General features: G+C 65.0%; 16 protein-coding genes. 7 read left to right on the forward strand and 9 right to left on the reverse strand.

Annotation, left to right across the window (positions count from 1 at the left end):
- Nucleotides 1-240 precede the first annotated feature (240 nt).
- From bamA to lpxB, 6 genes are all read left to right on the forward strand, one after another.
- A complete protein-coding gene (gene bamA, locus BXY53_RS07560; RefSeq protein ID WP_119061225.1) occupies nucleotides 241-2,562 on the forward strand; it encodes an outer membrane protein assembly factor BamA in 2,322 nt (773 codons plus the stop codon).
- 55 nt (nucleotides 2,563-2,617) lie between these two features.
- The gene (lpxD, locus tag BXY53_RS07565) at nucleotides 2,618-3,676 is read left to right on the forward strand and encodes a UDP-3-O-(3-hydroxymyristoyl)glucosamine N-acyltransferase (protein ID WP_119061226.1); all 1,059 of its coding nucleotides are present in this window, start codon (nucleotides 2,618-2,620) and stop codon (nucleotides 3,674-3,676) included.
- A 35-nt stretch (nucleotides 3,677-3,711) separates the two neighbouring features.
- Nucleotides 3,712-4,194: a 3-hydroxyacyl-ACP dehydratase FabZ gene (gene fabZ / locus BXY53_RS07570; RefSeq protein ID WP_119061227.1), complete on the forward strand. Its 483-nt coding sequence runs from the start codon at nucleotides 3,712-3,714 to the stop codon at nucleotides 4,192-4,194.
- A 138-nt stretch (nucleotides 4,195-4,332) separates the two neighbouring features.
- Nucleotides 4,333-5,181, forward strand: a complete 849-nt coding sequence (gene lpxA / locus BXY53_RS07575) for an acyl-ACP--UDP-N-acetylglucosamine O-acyltransferase (protein ID WP_119061228.1) — start codon at nucleotides 4,333-4,335, stop codon at nucleotides 5,179-5,181.
- A gap of 12 nt (nucleotides 5,182-5,193) precedes the next feature.
- Nucleotides 5,194-6,096: an LpxI family protein gene (locus BXY53_RS07580; protein WP_119061229.1), complete on the forward strand. Its 903-nt coding sequence runs from the start codon at nucleotides 5,194-5,196 to the stop codon at nucleotides 6,094-6,096.
- Between the two features lie 30 nt (nucleotides 6,097-6,126).
- Nucleotides 6,127-7,335, forward strand: coding sequence for a lipid-A-disaccharide synthase (lpxB, locus tag BXY53_RS07585; protein ID WP_119061230.1), 1,209 nt, complete (start codon nucleotides 6,127-6,129; stop codon nucleotides 7,333-7,335).
- Between the two features lie 3 nt (nucleotides 7,336-7,338).
- On the opposite strand, the gene gltA is transcribed toward lpxB, so the two are convergent.
- Complete coding sequence (gene gltA, locus BXY53_RS07590) at nucleotides 7,339-8,673, reverse strand: citrate synthase (protein WP_119061231.1); 1,335 nt, start codon at nucleotides 8,671-8,673, stop codon at nucleotides 7,339-7,341.
- A 207-nt stretch (nucleotides 8,674-8,880) separates the two neighbouring features.
- Nucleotides 8,881-10,305, reverse strand: a complete 1,425-nt coding sequence (gene gltX, locus BXY53_RS07595; protein WP_119061232.1) for a glutamate--tRNA ligase — start codon at nucleotides 10,303-10,305, stop codon at nucleotides 8,881-8,883.
- Nucleotides 10,306-10,420: 115 nt separating this feature from the next.
- Between gltX and BXY53_RS07600 the strand changes: the two genes are divergently transcribed.
- Nucleotides 10,421-12,595 carry a ComEC/Rec2 family competence protein gene (locus tag BXY53_RS07600; protein ID WP_147361529.1) on the forward strand — a complete coding sequence of 725 codons (2,175 nt, stop codon included), beginning with the start codon at nucleotides 10,421-10,423 and terminating at the stop codon, nucleotides 12,593-12,595.
- Between the two features lie 7 nt (nucleotides 12,596-12,602).
- On the opposite strand, the gene lexA is transcribed toward BXY53_RS07600, so the two are convergent.
- The 7 genes from lexA to BXY53_RS07635 all read right to left on the reverse strand — a co-directional run bounded on the left by lexA (nucleotide 12,603) and on the right by BXY53_RS07635 (nucleotide 18,218).
- Nucleotides 12,603-13,319 carry a transcriptional repressor LexA gene (gene lexA, locus BXY53_RS07605; protein WP_119061234.1) on the reverse strand — a complete coding sequence of 239 codons (717 nt, stop codon included), beginning with the start codon at nucleotides 13,317-13,319 and terminating at the stop codon, nucleotides 12,603-12,605.
- An 83-nt stretch (nucleotides 13,320-13,402) separates the two neighbouring features.
- Nucleotides 13,403-14,611, reverse strand: coding sequence for a molybdopterin molybdotransferase MoeA (locus tag BXY53_RS07610; protein WP_119061235.1), 1,209 nt, complete (start codon nucleotides 14,609-14,611; stop codon nucleotides 13,403-13,405).
- Nucleotides 14,612-14,620: 9 nt separating this feature from the next.
- Nucleotides 14,621-15,109 carry a cyclic pyranopterin monophosphate synthase MoaC gene (gene moaC / locus BXY53_RS07615; RefSeq protein WP_119061236.1) on the reverse strand — a complete coding sequence of 163 codons (489 nt, stop codon included), beginning with the start codon at nucleotides 15,107-15,109 and terminating at the stop codon, nucleotides 14,621-14,623.
- Nucleotides 15,110-15,118: 9 nt separating this feature from the next.
- The gene (trpC, locus tag BXY53_RS07620; RefSeq protein WP_119061237.1) at nucleotides 15,119-15,925 is read right to left on the reverse strand and encodes an indole-3-glycerol phosphate synthase TrpC; all 807 of its coding nucleotides are present in this window, start codon (nucleotides 15,923-15,925) and stop codon (nucleotides 15,119-15,121) included.
- Nucleotides 15,918-16,955, reverse strand: coding sequence for an anthranilate phosphoribosyltransferase (gene trpD, locus BXY53_RS07625; protein ID WP_119061238.1), 1,038 nt, complete (start codon nucleotides 16,953-16,955; stop codon nucleotides 15,918-15,920). The genes trpC and trpD overlap by 8 nt, the downstream gene beginning before the upstream one ends.
- 38 nt (nucleotides 16,956-16,993) lie before the next feature.
- On the reverse strand, nucleotides 16,994-17,635 hold the full coding sequence (locus BXY53_RS07630; RefSeq protein WP_119061239.1) for an anthranilate synthase component II: 642 nt from the start codon (nucleotides 17,633-17,635) through the stop codon (nucleotides 16,994-16,996).
- Nucleotides 17,636-17,684: 49 nt separating this feature from the next.
- The gene (locus BXY53_RS07635; protein WP_119061240.1) at nucleotides 17,685-18,218 is read right to left on the reverse strand and encodes a SixA phosphatase family protein; all 534 of its coding nucleotides are present in this window, start codon (nucleotides 18,216-18,218) and stop codon (nucleotides 17,685-17,687) included.
- Nucleotides 18,219-18,249 lie beyond the last annotated feature (31 nt).

The following is an 18,249-nucleotide window of genomic DNA, read 5'->3' on the forward strand; positions in this document are numbered from 1 at the left end:
AGGTTGCGGCCCGTCAGAAGAACAACCTGGCGTTTCGCGTATCATGCCCGCGTCCGGGCTTCGTGGCCCCCGCGCCACGTTCGGACGCAGAATTCTGACCACCGGCCCCGTGCCACTATGCAGTCATAAACAGACGCCTTAGTGTAGCGCGGGTTTTTGAACTGAGCTGTCGGGTCCGTGCGCGCGGGAAGCCGCGAACGGGCGAGGGGGCAAAAGAGATTTCGAGGGGCACAAAGGTCGATGGTGAAATTTATAGTTAAGTGCGCGGCTCTGGCGGTGTCCGTGGTGCTGAGCTTTGCGGCCGTGACGGCGGCGGATGTCACGGTTGGCCAGGCATCGGTCTCGGCGCAGACGATCTCCGACATCCGCGTCAGCGGCAACAAGCGCGTGGAGCCGGAGACCGTCAAATCCTACCTCACATTCTCTGTGGGGGACCGCTATACAGCCAAGGCCGCCGATGACAGCTTCAAGGCGCTGTTCGCCACCGGCCTGTTCGCTGACGTCAACATCAGCTACAGCAGCCGTGTCGTGACCGTGTCCGTGGTGGAGAACCCGGTCATCAATCAGGTGGCTTTCGAGGGCAATGATGAACTGGACGACAGCACGCTGTCCCAGGAGGTTCAGCTCCGCCCCCGCTCAGTGTACACGCGCGCCGCGGCACAGGCCGACGTGCAGCGCATCCTGAGAATTTACCGTGCCTCCGGCTACTACAACGCGCAGGTTGAGGCGAAGATCATCAAGCTCCCCTACAATCGGGTCGATCTGGTCTTCGAGATCAACGAGGGTGAAAGTACCAAGGTCCAGAGCATCACGTTCATCGGGAACGAGGCGTTTTCGGACAGTCAACTGCGCGATGTCATCTCGACCACAGAGTCCAGCCTGCTGAGCTTTCTCAAGCCGACAGACGTCTATGACAAGGATCGCCTGAACCTCGATCGCGCGCTGTTGCGGAAGTTCTACATCGAAAACGGCTACGCCGACGTCCGCATCATTTCCGCGGTGGCGGATCTCGATCCCGACGGGGAAGGGTTCTTCATCACCTTCACGCTGGAGGAAGGCCCGCAATATACGTTTGGCGACGTGACGCTGCAGTCGGAGTTGCCGGGCCTCGATCCGGCCATGCTTCAGGACGAGCTCCTTATCGAATCCGGAGATACGTTCAACGGGCTGAAGGTCGACAAGACCGCCGAGAACCTGACGCTTGAAGCCTCCAAGATGGGCTTCCCGTTCGCCCGGGTACGCAAGCAGGTCAACCGCGATCCGATCTCGCTGACCATCGACGTGAACTTCGTCATCGAGCGCGGTCCGCGCATTTACGTGGAACGGATCAATATCTACGGCAACGTACGGACGCGTGAGTACGTTCTCCGCCAGGAGCTTCTCCTTGCCGAGGGGGATCCGTACAACCGTCAGCTTGTCGAGCAGTCCAAGAGGCGCATTCAGGGCAAGGCATATATCAAGACGGTCGAGATCTCGAAGGAGCAGGGGTCGGCGCGGGACCGCGTGATCCTGAATATCAATGTGGTCGAGCAGGCCTCGGGTGAGTTCGGTATCGCCGGCGGCTACTCATCACTGGAAGGTGTTGTCGGCGAGGTCAGCTATACCGAGCGCAACTTCATGGGACGCGGCCAGTTCGTCCGGCTGAAACTGTCGGGCAGCTTCGAGCGCGCCCAGATCGACCTTAGCTTCACCGAGCCGCGTTTCCTCGGTCGCGAGATGTCGGCCGGTTTCGACGTGTTCCACAAGGAGTTGGATTACACTGATAGCAGTGATCGAGGTTACAAGAACCGCAAAACCGGCGGCGCCATACGCTTCGGCTTCCTCGTGGCGGAGGATACCGTTCTGACGACGAACTATTCGTTCACTCAGGATGAGGTTTACGATGTCGATACTTCGCGACCGGACCTGGAAGAGGGTACGTCTCAAATCTCCGCGGTCGGATACAGCCTCGTTTACGACACGCGTAACCTGAAGCGGAACCCGACGAACGGTCTCTATTTGGCCCTCAATCAGGAATTCGCGGGTGTCGGCGGCAGTGTCAACTACCTGCGCACCACGGCCGAAGCGCGCGGCTATTATCCGGTGTCGGATGGTGTCACCCTCGTCGGCCGTCTCATCGGTGGCCATATCGAAGGCGTGTCGGGCGACGATGTTCGTTCAGTGGATGCGTTCTACAAGGGCAGCAATCTGATCCGCGGCTTTGAAAGCACAGGCCTTGGTCCACGTGATCAAGATGGTGACGCGTTGGGGGCGAAATCGTTCTATGCGGCGAACGTGGAGTTGCGCTTCCCGTTCCCGTTCATTCCGGATGAACTCGGGCTGTCCGGCGCTGTGTTCGCCGATGCCGGTTCTGTATTCGGAACAGACGTTTCCGACGCCGATTGCAACAATGGCGGTACCGGAGGCTGCGAGGACAGCGAAGCGATTCGCTCTTCGGTGGGCGCCAGCGTTCTCTGGAATTCGCCGGTCGGGCCCCTTCGCGCGGATTTCTCCTACGTGATCACAAGCGAGGAGTTCGACGAAGAGGAAGTGTTCGGCTTCGGCACCACGACGAAGTTCTAAAAAGAACAGGACCGCCGCGGTGGGGTCAACCCATCGCGGGACAAGATCGCACAGCATGACTCACAGAGGATTCTTCCGTCGAGCTGGCCCGTTCTCGGTCGCACAGATCGCCGAGAGGGTCGGGGCGGAGCTAGCCTCTGGGGCGGAAGGGGATCGGCAGATCACGGATGTGCGCCCGATTTCCGAGGCCGGAGCGGGCGACATCTCTTTCCTCGACAACCGACGCTACGCCTCGGAGTTGCGGTCGACCTCTGCAGGTGCCTGCCTTCTGCGGCCGGCGTTCGCGGACAAGTTGCCCGAAAATACTGTGGGCTTGTTGACCGATCGCCCCTACCATGCTCTGGCCCGTACGCTGTTCCTGTTCTACCCAGATGCCGGTCGACCGCTGGTCTACCAAGGGCAGGACGGCCCGGTCCACCCCACGGCCAGGATTGAAGAGGGGGCTTCTATCGAGCCCGGCGCGGTGATCGGTGCGCAAGCCGAGGTTGGGGCAGGAACGGTCATTGCGGCAGGCGCGGCAATCGGCTATGGCGTGAAGATCGGTCGGGACGCCTATGTCGGTCCGAACGCAAGCGTGATCCATGCGCTGGTTGGCGACCGGGTCGTGATCCATGCGGGTGTGGCGATTGGCCAGGATGGTTTCGGCTTTGCCATGGGGCCGGACGGGCACCTGAAAGTGCCGCAGATCGGCCGCGTCATCATCCAGGACGATGTCGAGATCGGCGCAGGGAGCGCCGTGGATCGCGGGGCGCTGTCGGACACGGTGATCGGCGAGGGAACGAAGATTGATAACCTCGTGCAGATCGGCCATAACGTCCGGATCGGTCGGCACTGCGTGCTCGCCGGTCAGGTCGGTATCTCCGGGAGCACGGTGCTCGAGGACTTTGTCGTGATAGGCGGTCAGTGCGGCTGCGCTGGCCATATCCGTATCGGCGCGGGCGCGCAGATTGCCGCAATGAGCGGCGTGACGCACTCGGTCCCGCCGGGCGAGCGCTGGGGCGGCGCGCCGGCGAAACCCGTGGCGCAGTGGTCGCGCGAGATTGCGGTGATCAAGGCGCTTGGAGAAACGCTGAAGGGCAAGGCGCTCGCGCGGTTGAAACAGTTATTGAGTTGAGACGGAGGCCAATGGCGGCTGGGAGCGGTGACGGAATGAACGAAGCGTCGGAGACACGTCATCTGGACACGGCGGATGTTTCGAGGCTGCTAAAGCTGCTGCCGCACCGCTATCCGTTTCTGCTGGTGGATCGGATCATCGAGATGGACGGCGATAACTCCGCCATCGGCATCAAGAATGTGACGATCAACGAGCCGTTCTTTCAGGGCCACTTTCCAGACTTTCCGGTGATGCCGGGTGTCCTGCTGATCGAGGGAATGGCGCAGACAGCCGGTGCGCTGTGCGTTGCGAGCTTGGGCGACGACTACGAACCGCAACTGGTCTACTTTATGTCGATCGACCGGGCGAAGTTTCGTCGGCCTGTCACGCCTGGCGATACCGTTCATTATCACGTGCAAAAGATGCGTAATCGGGGACGTGTCTGGCGCTTCCGGGCGGAAGCCCGGGTGGATGGCCAGAGTGTCGCCGAGGGCGAGATCAGCGCCATGATCGTCGAGCCGGACAAGGCGCCGACCTAGCCGGTTTTTATGCCCGATGGCGGTCCGAGTGCCGCGGTTATTCGCGCACTCCGGTCCATACCACTGCGCTCTTGTGCCGTTATGGTCGCGCTAGGCTAGCGATAACGTGAAACCAGCAACAGGGAGCCCGGCTCCAGCATGACCACATCTTCCGCGACAGCCGCCGCATCAGAGGGCGCTCCCGTCATTCATCCCTCGGCCGTGGTCGAGCCCGGCGCAGTTCTGGAAGAGGGCGTGCGCGTCGGTGCCTTCTGTGTCGTGGGGCCGAAGGTCAGGCTTGGCCGCAATGTGCAACTCCAGTCCCATGTGGTCGTCGAGGGCCACACGACGATCGGCGAGGGCACGACAGTGTCACCTTTCGCCGCCCTCGGGACGCCTCCTCAAGACCTCAAATACCGGGGAGAGGACTCCCGGCTGGAAATCGGCAGCAACAACGTCATCCGCGAACACGTCACGATGAACCCCGGCACGGAATCCGGGCGCATGTTGACGCGGGTGGGCAATGGCAACCTGTTCATGGTCGGCGCCCACGTAGCGCATGACTGCATGGTTGGTGACAACGTGATCTTTGCCAATAACGCCACGCTGGCCGGACATTGCACGGTTGAAGACAACGCCATCCTTGGTGGCCTGTGCGCGGTGCACCAGCACGTCCGCATAGGCGCCCACGCCTTCATCGGCGGCATGTCGGGCGTGGAGAACGACATCATCCCATTCGGCATGGCGCTGGGGAATCGGGCCGGGCTTGCTGGGCTGAACGTCGTGGGGCTGAAGCGCCGCGGCTTTTCCCGCGAGCAGATACATCGTCTGCGCCAAGCCTATCGGATCATGTTCGCGGACGAAGGCACGCTTTCCGAGCGGCTGGACGCGGTTGAGGCGGAATTTGGCGAGGATCCGCATGTTCAGCAGATCGTCAGCTTCGCGCGCACCGAATCGGGCCGGGCGCTGTGCATGCCGCGTCAGAACGCGGGCATATCGGCGGTCTGAGGTCATGGTCCGATGAGCGGCACCGAAGAGGATGCCCAACCGCTTGGAATCATTGCGGGTGCCGGCACCCTCCCGCTCCATATTGCCACGCACGCGCGCGAACAGGGCCGTGCCGTCTATATTCTCGGCTTTCAGGGACTCGCCGAGCCAGACATTGCCGGATTTCCGCATGACTGGATGCGATGGGGTCAGGTCGGCCGAATGCTGCGGCTGCTGCGCCAGAACGGTTGCCGCGAGATCGTGATCGTTGGCGGTGTGCGCCGGCCGAAGCTCACCTCGATCAGCATTGACGCCGGCCTGATCCGATACGCGCCGCAGATCTATCGCCTCACCCGGGGCGGGGACGATGCCGTTCTTAGCCGGGTTGTCCGGTTTTTCGAGGATCATGGCTTCGTCGTGCGCGGCGCGCACGAGATTGCGACCGACCTGACCGCGCCAGCGGGCCGCATGACCCGCGCGACGCCCTGCCCAGCAGACCGACAGGACATCGCCAAGGCGCTCGCGGTCCTGCGCGCGCTCGGCCCGCATGATGTCGGGCAGGGGGTGGTTGCCGCGCGCGGTTATGTTCTGGCGGTGGAGGCGGCGGAAGGCACCGACGAGATGCTGCGCCGCTGCGCAGGCTTGCGGCAGTGGGGGCTGTCGCACCGTCACGGCGTGCTGGTCAAGGCGCCGAAGCCCGAGCAGGAACTGCGCGTGGATATGCCCACGATCGGGCCGCGCACAGCCGAACTGGCCGCCGAAGCCGGGCTGGCGGGGATCGCCGTGGCGCAGGGTCAGGTGCTGCTGGCAGAGCCACAAACGCTTGTCGAGACGGCGGACAGGCTTGGGCTTTTCGTGATAGGGATCGACCCGGAGGCTGAAGGCCGCGAAGCCGTTGCAGACACCTTGGTGTCAGCGAAAATGGCGGCGGATTAACCGCGCGCCCAGACCAGAAGGACCCAGGCGGTGAAACCGCGCTCGCGTCACATCTTCATCGTTGCCGGCGAGCACTCCGGCGATGCACTCGGCGCTAAGCTGATGGCCGCGCTTAATGCGCGCAGTGATACGCCTCTGGTTTATTCGGGTGTCGGGGGAGAAGAGATGGCGGAGATGGGGCTGCGAAGCCTGTTCCCGCTGTCGGACGTCGCGGTGATGGGCCCGCTCGCCATTCTGAAGCGCCTGCCGCAGTTGGTACGCCGGGTCTATCAAACGGTGGATGCGGCGGTCGCCGCTGCGCCTGATCTGGTCGTTATCATCGACAGCCCCGAGTTCACCCATCCGATCGCCAAGCGCATCCGGCGCAAATGTCCCGACATTCCGATCATTGATTATGTCTCGCCGACAGTCTGGGCGTGGCGGCCGGGGCGCGCGCGCAAGATGCGGGCATATGTGGATCACGTGCTGGCCCTGTTGCCGTTCGAGCCGGAGGCGCATGCCCGCCTGGGCGGGCCGCCCTGCACCTATGTCGGGCATCCGCTTGTGGAGCAGGATGACTGGATCCGCTCGCTTGAACCGGAAGCGCTTGCCCAGCGACTCGGGATCGACCGCAGCAACCCGGTGCTGCTGGTGCTGCCCGGCAGCCGCCAAACGGAGGTGCGCCGGCTGATGGCCCCGTTTGGCGAGACCGTCGCGCGGTTGCGCGCGCAGGGCCTTGAACCGCAGGTCATCATTCCGGCGGTATCCACGCTGCGTCCCCAGATCGAGGCGGCGCTGGCCGACTGGCCAGTTCCGGCGCACATCACGGAAGGGACGGAAGACAAATTCCGCGCATTCCGGCTGGCTGATGCGGCGCTGGCGGCGTCGGGGACGGTGACGCTCGAACTCGGGCTGGCTGGAACCCCTATGGTTGTCGGTTACAAGGTGGATGCCGTGGCGGCTTCCCTGCGGTTCCTGCTCCGCGTTCCGTCGATCGTGTTGGCCAACCTCGTTCTCCAGGACAACGCCTTCCCGGAATTCATTCAGGAAGACTGCAATCCGGAGACGCTGAGCGCCGCGCTCGCGCCGCTGCTCTCGGAGACGCCCGAGCGCGCCCGCCAGCGCGAAGCGGTCGCCCGGGTGCGGTCGATCCTGCGCGCACCCGGCGATGAGCCCAGCGCCCGCGCCGCCGAGGTGAGCTTGCGAATCCTCGCCGGCGGGAGGGCCGAAGCGGCGGGCGCCGAGCCGCTGGCGGGGTGAGGCTCAGCGGTCCTGGATCGGCACGTAGTCCCGGCGCGCCGGGCCGATGTAAAGCTGGCGCGGCCGGCCGATCTTTTGGTCTGGATCGGCGATCATCTCCTTCCACTGAGCGATCCACCCGACGGTACGGGCAATGGCAAACAGCACGGTGAACATCGAGGTGGGGAATCCCAGAGCCTTCAGCGTGATGCCCGAATAGAAGTCGATATTCGGGTAGAGCTTGCGATCGACGAAGTAGGGGTCTTCGAGCGCGATCTTTTCCAGCTCCTGCGCCACCTGCAGCAGCGGATCGTCCTGCACGCCCACAAGGTCCAGCACCTCTCGCGCCGTTTTCTGCATGACCTTGGCACGCGGGTCATAGTTCTTGTAGACGCGGTGGCCAAAGCCCATCAGGCGGAACGGATCGTCCTTGTCCTTGGCCCGGTCGATATATTCCGGGATGCGGTCGACCGTGCCGATCTCCTGCAGCATGTTAAGCGCGGCCTCGTTCGCGCCGCCATGCGCCGGGCCCCAGAGGCAGGCAATACCCGAAGCGATGCAGGCGAAGGGGTTGGCGCCGGAGGAGCCGGCCAGGCGTACCGTGGAGGTCGAGGCGTTCTGCTCGTGGTCCGCGTGGAGGATGAAGATGCGGTCCATTGCGCGCGCCAGCACCGGGTCGATCTTGTATTCCTCACACGGTACCGCGAAGCACATGTAGAGGAAGTTGTGCGCGTAATTCAGCTCGTTGCGCGGATATACGAAGGGCTGGCCGATCGAGTATTTGTAGGCCATCGCGGCGATCGTCGGCATCTTGGCGATCATGCGCAGGGCGGCGATGTCCCGTTGCATCGGGTCGCTGATGTCCGTGGAGTCGTGATAGAACGCCGCGAGCGCACCGACGACGCCCACCATGATCGCCATCGGGTGTGCGTCCCGACGGAAGCCGGTGAAGAAGCGGCTCATCTGCTCGTGGATCATGGTGTGGTAGGTGACGCGGTTCTCGAAATCCTCGTACTGCTCGCGCGTCGGCAGATCGCCGTACAGCAGCAGGTGGCAGGTTTCGAGGAAGTCGCCCTGTTCGGCCAGTTCGTCGATGGGGTAGCCGCGATAGAGAAGCTCGCCCTTGTCTCCGTCGATGTAGGTGATGCCGGACTTGCAGCTTGCGGTCGAGGTGTAGCCTGGGTCGAACGTGAACATGCCGGAGTCGCGGTAGAACTTCGTGATGTCCACGACATCCGGTCCAACCGTACCGGACATCACCGGCAATTCCAGCTCGGTGTCCTCAAAGGAAAGCTTGGCGTTTCCTTTATACTGCGCACCGCCGTTGGCACCGGGATGTTTGGAATCGGAATGGCTCATTATCACGCTCCTGGGATGTGAAACCTCATTCCCGCCGGGAGGCAGGAACCGGCACGCGGTCTGGCCGCGACGCGGGTGGAACACCCGACAGCGTGTCACGCGGCCGCCGATTATGGAACCATTTGCTAGCGCGTTTTTTGCAGTGCGGCAATATCAGCGCCGACTGTACGGGGTCACGTCCCGTTGTCCGGGGCATTCGTCCGCCCCTCAGGCGGCCGCCTGATCCGCCAACCGGGCCACCGATTCGTCCCGGCCAAGCACCTCCAAGACCTCGAAGATGCCCGGCGAGACCGTCCGGCCCGTGAGCGCGGCCCGCATCGGCTGAGCGATCTTGCCGAGCTTCACGTCTGCTTCTTCGGCGTAGGTGCGCACCGTTTCCTCCAGCAGCTCGGCCGACCAATCCTCAACTGCGGCGAACCGCTCCTTCAGCGCGGCGAGATGCTGGCGCGCTTCTGGCGTGAGCTGCTTCTCGGCCTTGGCGTCCATCTCCAGCGGGCGCTCCGCGAACAGGTAGCGCGCAGTGTCCATCAGCTCCACGAGCGTCTTGGCGCGCGGTTTCAGCCCCGGCATGGCCTGTTTCAGCCTGTCCCAGCCGTCTGCGTCGATCTTGCCGGCCAGGTCGGATACGCCGTCCAGCTCTGGCAGCGTCTCGCGGATACGCCGCACCAGTTCGTCATCTGGCGTCTGGCGGATGTAATGCGCGTTGACGCTTTCCAGCTTGGTGAAGTCGAAGCGCGCGGGCGAGCGGCCGATGGCATCGAGGTCGAACAGCTCGATCAGCTCTTGGGTCGAGAAAATCTCCTGATCGCCATGGGCCCAGCCAAGCCGTACCAGATAGTTGCGCAGCGCCGCCGGGAGATACCCCATCGCACGGTACGCCTCCACGCCGAGCGCGCCATGGCGCTTCGAGAGTTTGGCCCCGTCAGGCCCGTGGATGAGCGGCACATGCGCATAGACCGGTGGTTCCCAGCCCAGCGCGCGGAAGATCTGGGTCTGGCGTGCGGCATTGGTGAGGTGGTCATCGCCGCGGATCACATGTGTGATCCCCATATCGTAATCATCCACCACGACCGAGAGCATGTAGGTCGGCGAGCGGTCGGCGCGCAGCAGCACCAGATCGTCCAGTTCCTTGTTGGACCAGCGCACCTCGCCCTGCACGCGGTCCTGAATGATGGTCTCGCCCTCCTGCGGCGCCTTGAAGCGGATCACGGGCGGGACGCCCTCCGGCGCTTCGGACGGGTCGCGGTCGCGCCAGCGGCCGTCATAGCGGGGGGCGCGGCCTTCCGCGCGGGCCTTCTCGCGCATCTCGGCCAGTTCCTCGGCCGAGGCGTAGCAACGATAGGCCTTGCCTTCGGCGAGCAGCTTCTCCGCGACCTCAACGTGGCGCTCAGCACGCGCCGATTGCGAGACCGGCTCGCCCTCCCAGTCCAGTTCCAGCCAGGTCAGCCCGTCGATGATGGCGTCGATGGCCTCCTGCGTGGAGCGGGCGCGATCGGTGTCCTCGATGCGCAGCAGCATCTTGCCGCCCATTGCCTTGGCGTAGAGCCAGTTGAACAGCGCGGTGCGCGCCCCGCCGATATGCAGGAAGCCTGTCGGGGACGGCGCAAAGCGCGTGACGACAGTGTTGTTCATCACTTCTCACCTTGATTAAATGCCGCGAGTTTGCCCGTCACCTAGCACAGCCCCGCGCAAAGGTTAAGTTGACCGGCGCCTCTGACCGTCGGTGGACGGGCATTTTGGGGGAAACATGACCCGGCGCGCAGGCGAGACCGCGGAGATGTCTGGCGGCTGGGGGGCGCCCTCAGCCGAATTTGCCGTGCCGCGCCCCGGGCTGATTGACCGGCTCATCGAGATAGAGCGAGGCCGCTTTGCCCTATGGGTGCCGGTGCTGTTCGGCGGCGGCATCGGCATTTATTTCGCCCTGCCGAGTGAGCCGCCGTTGGTGCTGGCCGCCGCCTTGGTCGTGATGGCGCTGGCGTGGCGTCTCCTGACACGCCATGCGGCGCTCGGACTCCTCATGAGCGGCGCGATGTGCTGCATTGCCCTCGGCTTCTTCGCGGCGAAAGTGCGGACCGATATCGTGGCCGCGCCGGTCCTGACCAAGAAAATGGATTTCGCGGCGATTACCGGCTGGGCCGCGAACTGGGAAGAGCGGATTGACCGGAAGAACCGGCTGACGATTCGCGTGCGGGCGATCGACGGGCTTGCCGCCGAGGCCACGCCGCGTGTGGTTCGCATCAGCACTCACGCCGAAACGGCGCCGCCGATCGGAACGCTGGTCGCGGTCAAGGCCGGCCTTCTCCCGCCGCCGGAACCGACGCATCCCGGCGGGTTCGATTTTGCGCGCATGGCCTATTTTCTCGGCCTCGGCGCGGTCGGTTACGCGAAGTCGGACATCACTGTGGCCGAAGGGCCGGCCCCGCCGCTCGACCTGCAGGTCTGGGCAGCGGTGGACCGCGTGCGCGCGGCGATCGGCGCCCAGGTTGACGCGGTGCTGTCGGGGCCGGCTGCCGGTGTTGCCACGGCGCTCATAAGCGGCGACCGCGGCGGTATTGCCGAAGCGGAGAAGGAGGCCATGCGCGGCGCCGGTCTGGCGCATGTGCTGGCCATCTCCGGCCTGCATATGGCGATCATGGCCGGCTCCCTCTACTTTGCCGTGCGGCTTTTGCTCGTCGCGGTGCCGGGGCTGGCGCTGCGCTTTCCCGTCAAGAAATGGGCGGCGCTGGCCGCGCTGATCGGCGGGCTGGGCTATTTGCTCATCTCAGGCGCTTCGGTCGCGACCCAGCGGGCCTTCCTGATGACGGCAGTGTTTCTGATTGCCGTCATGCTCGACCGACCGGCGCTGACTCTGCGCAACGTACTGATCGCCGCGCTGCTGATTCTGGCGTTGCGGCCGGAGAGCCTGCTGGACGTCAGCTTCCAGATGTCCTTCGCGGCGGCAACCGCTTTGATCGCTACCTATGAGCGCCTGCGAGGGATCAACCCGCTGCGCAGTGTCGGCGCGCAGCTGAGCGGGTCACCCGGCATGGCCGCACGCGCGGGCGTCGGTCTGTTGCGCTATGCCGGCGGGATCGGGATGACGACGATGATCGCCGGGCTGGCGGTTGCGCCCATCGCCGCTTTTCATTTCCACACCTACACAAGCTACAGCCTGCTCGGGAATGTCGCCGCGATGCCTGTTGTCGGCCTGTGGGTAATGCCGGCCGCGCTCCTGTCGCTGATCGCGGTGCCATTCGGGCTGGCGGATGCGCCGCTGCAGCTGATGGGGGCGGGGATTGATGTCGTCCTCGACATCGCCCAGGCGGTTTCGGCGCTGCCCGGTGCGGTGCGACCGGTGGAGGCTTTCCCGATTGCTGCTCTCAACCTGATCGCGCTGGGGGCCCTGTGGTTCGCGATCTGGCGCGGTCGCTGGCGTTATGCCGGGGTGGCGGCGCTGGGCGCGGGGCTGGCGCTTACCAGCCTGGGGAGCAAGCCGGATGTGCTCATTGACCGGGACGGCCAGGTCATTGCCGTACGCGGAGCGGATGGGCGACTCGCCGCAATCCCGGGCCGTGCGGGGAGCTACAGCCTGGAGAAATGGCTGGCCGCCGACGGCGACCAGCGCGAGCCGGAGGCAGCGCGCGCCCCAGAGGTGTTCCACTGCGACGAGCGTGGTTGTGTTGTGGACCTCCGCGGCACGCGGCTTTCGGTGGCAAAGCACGCCGCGGCGCTGGCGCAGGACTGCAAGCTCGCTGACATCGTGGTCACAAGTCTGGAGATGCGTACCCCTTGTCCTGCGCCTGATGTCGTTGTCACCCACGCGCAGCTGCAAGCGCGGGGTGCTCATGCGATATATATCGAAGGGAGTGAAGGCGAGCGCCGGTTCCGCGTCGTCACGGCAGCTGAATGGCGTGGGGTCCGACCGTGGACCGGGCGGCGATAGGACGCCCTCAATATTGGCGGATCAGCGCGATCAGCTTGCCCTGAATCTCTACCCGATCCGGGCCGAAAATGCGTGTTTCGTAGGCCGGGTTGGCGGCTTCGAGCGCGACCGAATTGCCTTTTCTGCGCAAACGCTTGAGTGTGGCTTCCTCGCGGTCGATGAGCGCCACGACGATGTCGCCACTCTCGGCCGTCTGGGTCTGCTGGATCAGCACGATGTCGCCGTCGAGAATGCCGGCGTCGATCATCGAATCACCGCGGACTTCCAGGGCGAAATGATCGCCGCGCGAAAGCATCTCCGGGGCGACCTGAATGCTGTGGCTCTGGTTCTGGATCGCCGAGACGGGCACGCCCGCCGCGATCCGTCCCATCACGGGCACGGAAACGGGCGCGTCATCCTTTTCGACCAGCGCCGGCTTGCGCACCTGTCCGCCCTCGATGACGCCCAAGCCGCGCGATCGCGCCTTTCGCGCCGCCTGACCTTCTGAGCGCGGCATCTCGGTCACGGTCTCGTTCGGTAGCCTGAGGATCTCCAGCGCCCGCGCCCGGTGGGGCAGGCGCCGAATGAAACCCCGTTCCTCAAGCGCGGAGATCAGTCGATGGATGCCGGATTTCGACCGCAGCGCCAAGGCTTCCTTCATTTCATCGAAGGACGGCGGCACCCCGCTTTCCTGGATGCGGTCATTGATGAAGAAGAGGAGTTGTTTTTGTTTTTCGGTCAACATCCGGCAGATCCCGCAGAAATGTACAAATCAGGAACACCTATACCTGTTCCTGTTGTGTTCTGCAAGTGCAGGGACGGGTGTGTTCAGAAGTCAAGCGGGAGAATATCGACCTTGTCACCGGGCCGCGCCGCGGGCGCGTGCGGCTCCCGGACGATGAGGCAGTCGGCGCTCGCAAGGGCGGCCACCAGCGCGCTGTCCTGGGAAGGCAGGGCGGCGACCTTGAGCGCGCCGGTATCGGGGTCGATGCGCATGCGCGCGCGCATATAGTGTTTGCGTGGCCCGTTGCCCTCCAACGCGCGGTCGAGCGTTGCCTGGCGCATGCGCTCGGGACCGGTATCGGCACCGAGCAGCGCGTCGATCAGCGGGAAGGCGAAGACGCGCGTGCAGACCATGGCCGAGACGGGATTGCCCGGCAGTCCGATCACGCGGGTTTCACCCCGTGTGCCGAACATCAGCGGCTTGCCGGGGCGCATGGCGATGCGCCAGAAGTCGATCTCGAAGCCGGCATCCATCAGCGCTTCCCGCACCAGATCATGCTCGCCGACCGAGGCGCCGCCGATCGTCAGCAGCAAGTCGGTGTCCGCCGCCTCTGCCAAGTGCGCATCAAGGCTCTCGCGCGTGTCTTCGGCGATGCCCAGGCGCTTGGGGGCCGCGCCTGCGGCCTCCAGCATCGCGCTCAAGCCTGTCGGAACCGAGGAGATGATCTGGTCAGGGCGCGGTGTTTCGCCGGGCGGCACCAGCTCGTCCCCGGTCGCAAGGATGGCGACGCGCGGCTTGCGGCGGACGGGCAGGCGCGCATGATTGGCCGCGGCGGCGAGCAGCACGTCGCGCGCGTTGAGCCGCTTGCCGGCGGGCAGCAGCCGCTCGCCCTCGGCGAAATCCTGGCCGCGCGGGCGGACGGCTGCGCCTTTGTCTGCGCCCTCGTTGACCGTGACCGTTTCGGCTTCGAGCGTCGCGTTCTCCTGCATCAGAACCGTGTCGGCGCCTTCGGGGACGGGCCCGCCCGTGAAGATGCGCACCGCCTCCCCGGGGCCGACGCTGCCATCGAAGCCGTGGCCCGCGGCCGCCTCGCCGATGAGGCGCAAATTGGCTGGCACTTCCGCTATGTCCGCCGCGCGTAGCGCGAACCCGTCCATAGAGGAGGCGTCGAACGGAGGCTGAGTCAGACGCGCGTGAATATCCTCGGCGAGAACGCGCCGCGCCGCATCGGCAACGTCAACCTCCTCGGCGTCGAGCGGTTCGACGCCGTCCAGAATCCGGGCCAGCGCGTCATCAAAGGGAAGCAGGCTCACGGCGCGCTATCATCCCCCTTCCGCAACATAGGTACCGGAGCGCCCGCCTGTTTTTTCCAGCAGACGAATACCGGAAAAGCTCATGCCCTTATCAACCGCCTTGAGCATGTCGTATACGGTCAGGCAGGCGACCGAAACGGCCGTCAGCGCCTCCATTTCGACGCCGGTCTTGCCGTGAACCTTAACGTAAGAGGTGACGTGCAGCCCCGGCGGCGTGCGGTTCGGCGTGAAATCAACGCTTACCTTCGATAGCGCCAGCGCGTGGCACAGCGGGATCAGGTCCGGCGTGCGCTTGGCCGCCATGATCCCCGCGATGCGGGCGGTCGCGAGCACATCCCCCTTTTTCGCTTCACCGCGCTCCAGCAGGTCCAGCGTCTCGGGCTGCATGGACACGAAGCCCTCGGCGCGCGCGGTTCGGCTCGTGACATCCTTCTCGGCGACATCGACCATGTTGGCCTCGCCGCGGGCGTTCAGATGGCTGAGTTTCGGCTCGCTCATGGTGGTCTGTCAGCTTGCTGCGGCTTGCGCCGGTGCGCCGGTCAGGAGCGTGCGTGTTGCCGCCGTCACGTCGCCCGCGCGCATCAGCGTTTCGCCCACGAGGAAGGTGTGGATGCCCGCCTGCGCCAGCCGTGCCAAGTCGTCATACGTGCCAATACCGCTTTCGCTGATGCCGATGCGATCGGCGGGCAGGTGCGCGGCCAGTCGCTCACTCACAGTGAGACTCGTCTCAAAGGTCGTCAAGTCGCGGTTGTTGATGCCGATCATCCGGCCGGGCAGGGCAGCGGCCCGCTCAAGCTCGCTCTCGTCGTGCACCTCGATCAGCACGTCCATGCCGTATTGGCCGGCCGATTCGGTAAGCTCGCGCGCGAGGGTATCGTCGATCGCCGCGAGGATCAGCAGGATGCAGTCCGCGCCCCAGCTGCGCGCCTCGGCGACCTGATAGGGGTCGATCATGAAGTCCTTGCGCAGCACCGGCAGGCGGCAGGCTTCGCGCGCGGCGATCAAATGCTCCGGCGCGCCCTGAAACCATGGCGCATCGGTCAGCACCGACAGGCAGGCCGCGCCGCCGGCCTCATAGGCGCGGGCGAGGGACGGCGGGTCGAAATCCGTGCGGATCAGGCCCTTTGACGGGCTCGCTTTCTTGATCTCCGCGATCAGACCGAAGCCAGGTGCGCGCTCCAGCGCCTGGGCGAAGGGGCGCACGGGCGCGGCGTCCGCAGCGGCGCGTTCCAATTCGGCCAGCGGTCGCTCGGCCTTGGCCGCGGTTACCTCCTCGCGCTTCGTGGCAATGATCCGCGCGAGCATATCAGACATTTGCCGTGGCTCCGCAGATGGTGGCCAGCTTCTCCAGCGCCGCCGTTGCCGCGCCGGTCTCGATCGCGTTGGCCGCAAGTTCGACGCCTTCGCGCAGGCTGCCGGCCTTGTCCGCGACGACAAGCGCCGCCCCGGCGTTCAGGAGGACAATGTCGCGCAGGGCGCTGTTCCTGCCGGCGAGCGTTGCGCGGATGGCGTCGGCGTTCTCCGCCGCATCGCCGCCAATCAAATCATCGAGCCGCGCGCGCGCCAGACCGGCGTCCTCCGGGGTGACCGTGAATTCACGCACCGCGCCGTCCTTCAGCTCAGCCACGACGCTCTCGCCCGTGGTGCTCAGCTCGTCCAGCCCGTCATGGCCATGGACCACCCAGGCATGGTCGACGCCGAGCCGCCCCAGCACCTCGGCCAGCGGCCGCGTCATCTCCGGCGCGTAGACGCCCACAAGCATCCGGCTGACGCTTGCCGGATTGCACAGCGGCCCAAGCACGTTGAAGATCGTTCGCACGCCCAGAGCCTTGCGCGCGGGCGCGACATGGCGCATCGCCGCGTGATGCGCGGGCGCGAACATGAAGCCGACGCGCGCCTCTTCCAGCGCCTGTTCTAGGGCGTCCGGCGCGGTCTCCATGCAAACGCCCAGATGCTCCAGCACATCGGCCGCGCCGGAGCGGGAGGACACCGCGCGGTTGCCATGCTTGGCGACTGGCACGCCGGCACCCGCGACGACGAAGGCCGTGCAGGTTGAGACATTGTGCGTCCCTTTCGCGTCGCCGCCCGTGCCCACGATGTCCATCGCGCCCTCGGGGGCCGTGACGCGCTTCATCTTCGCGCGCATCGCCGTGGCCGCGCCGGTGATCTCGTCAACCGTTTCGCCGCGCGCGCGCAGTGCCATCAGGAAGCCGGCGATCTGCGCCTCGGGCACGCCGCCGGCCATCATCAGGCCGAACGCCTCGCCGGCCTGTTCGGCTGTCAGCGGGGTGCCTTCGGAGACCTGCTGGAGAAACGGTTTGAAATCTTCAGGCGTGTTCTGCATTGCGCGTGGTCCCTCTGCGCCGGTCTTGAGAGGTCGTCTCAGGCCGCCGGTTGCGCCGCTTGCGTCACATCGTGAGGCAGGACAAGTCCCGACTTGACGGGGTGCCAGTTGATGCCCGCCAGCCCAAGGAAATTCGCCAGGATCGCGTGGCCGTACTCCGACGCGATGCTCTCCGGGTGGAACTGGACGCCGTAGAGCGGATGCTCGACATGCTCCAGGGCCATGACAATGCCGTCTTCTGTATGCGCGGTCGCCCGAAGCGTCTGGGGCAGCGTGTCGGCATCAACGATCAGCGAGTGATAACGCGTCGCCTCGAAGCGTGGCGGCAGCCCGGCGAAGAGCCCGCTGCCGTTATTCGTGACCGTGGAGCGCTTGCCATGCATGAGCATCGGTGCGCGCACCACATGACCGCCAAAGGCCTGGCCCAGCGCCTGCATACCCAGACACACACCCAGAAGCGGGACCCGCCCCGTCGCAGCCTTGATCAGGTCGAGGCAGATGCCCGCGCGGTCGGGATCGCATGGGCCGGGCGACAGCACGATCGCGCCCGGGCCTTCCGCCAGCACCTCCTCCACACCGATCTTGTCGTTGCGGTAGACCCGGCAATCGACCCCGAGATCGGCAAAATAATGGACAAGGTTATAGGTGAAGCTGTCGTAGTTATCTATCAGCGTGATCATGCCGCCCACTATAGCCGTCTGTCCGGTCCGCGCAACTGAAGCAAACACCTCAAACCGGGAGTTCGGCGCGCTCAGGAAGCAGTTTCGGCGTCATGAACAGGCGCAGATAACCCTCGCCGACACCCAGTGCCCGCCAGTCGTCCAGTTCAACGTCGATAACGGCGAGCCCGCAGGTGGGAAACTTCCGGCAGATCGCCTCGACGGCGTCCGACTCGCCCTGGCTGAACAGGTCGAGGGCGAGCGCATGCAGGCCCGGATTGTGGCCAAGGATCATCACGTGCCGCATTTCCGGCGGCAGATGGCGCAGGAGGTCAAGCATCGTCGCGCTGCTGGCGTGGTAGAGCCGCTCGTCAAAGCGCAGTTCGGGTGCGTGGTCCTCGCCGAAAGTCAGCTCGAAGGTGTCACGCGTGCGCTGAGAGGGAGAGCACAGGACAAGATCGGGTTTCAGGCCCTCTTCGCTGATAAAACCGCCCATCGCCGGCGCAGATTTCTGGCCGCGTTTTGACAAGCCCCGGTCGAAATCCTCAAGCGTCGGATCATCCCAGCTCGATTTCGCATGACGATAAAGAGAAACCCTGCGCATTTCGCTCCCCTGAAGTCCTTCTGGTCGGGAT

It is taken from the genome of Dichotomicrobium thermohalophilum (assembly GCF_003550175.1).
Taxonomy (GTDB): Bacteria; Pseudomonadota; Alphaproteobacteria; order Rhizobiales; family Rhodomicrobiaceae; genus Dichotomicrobium; species Dichotomicrobium thermohalophilum.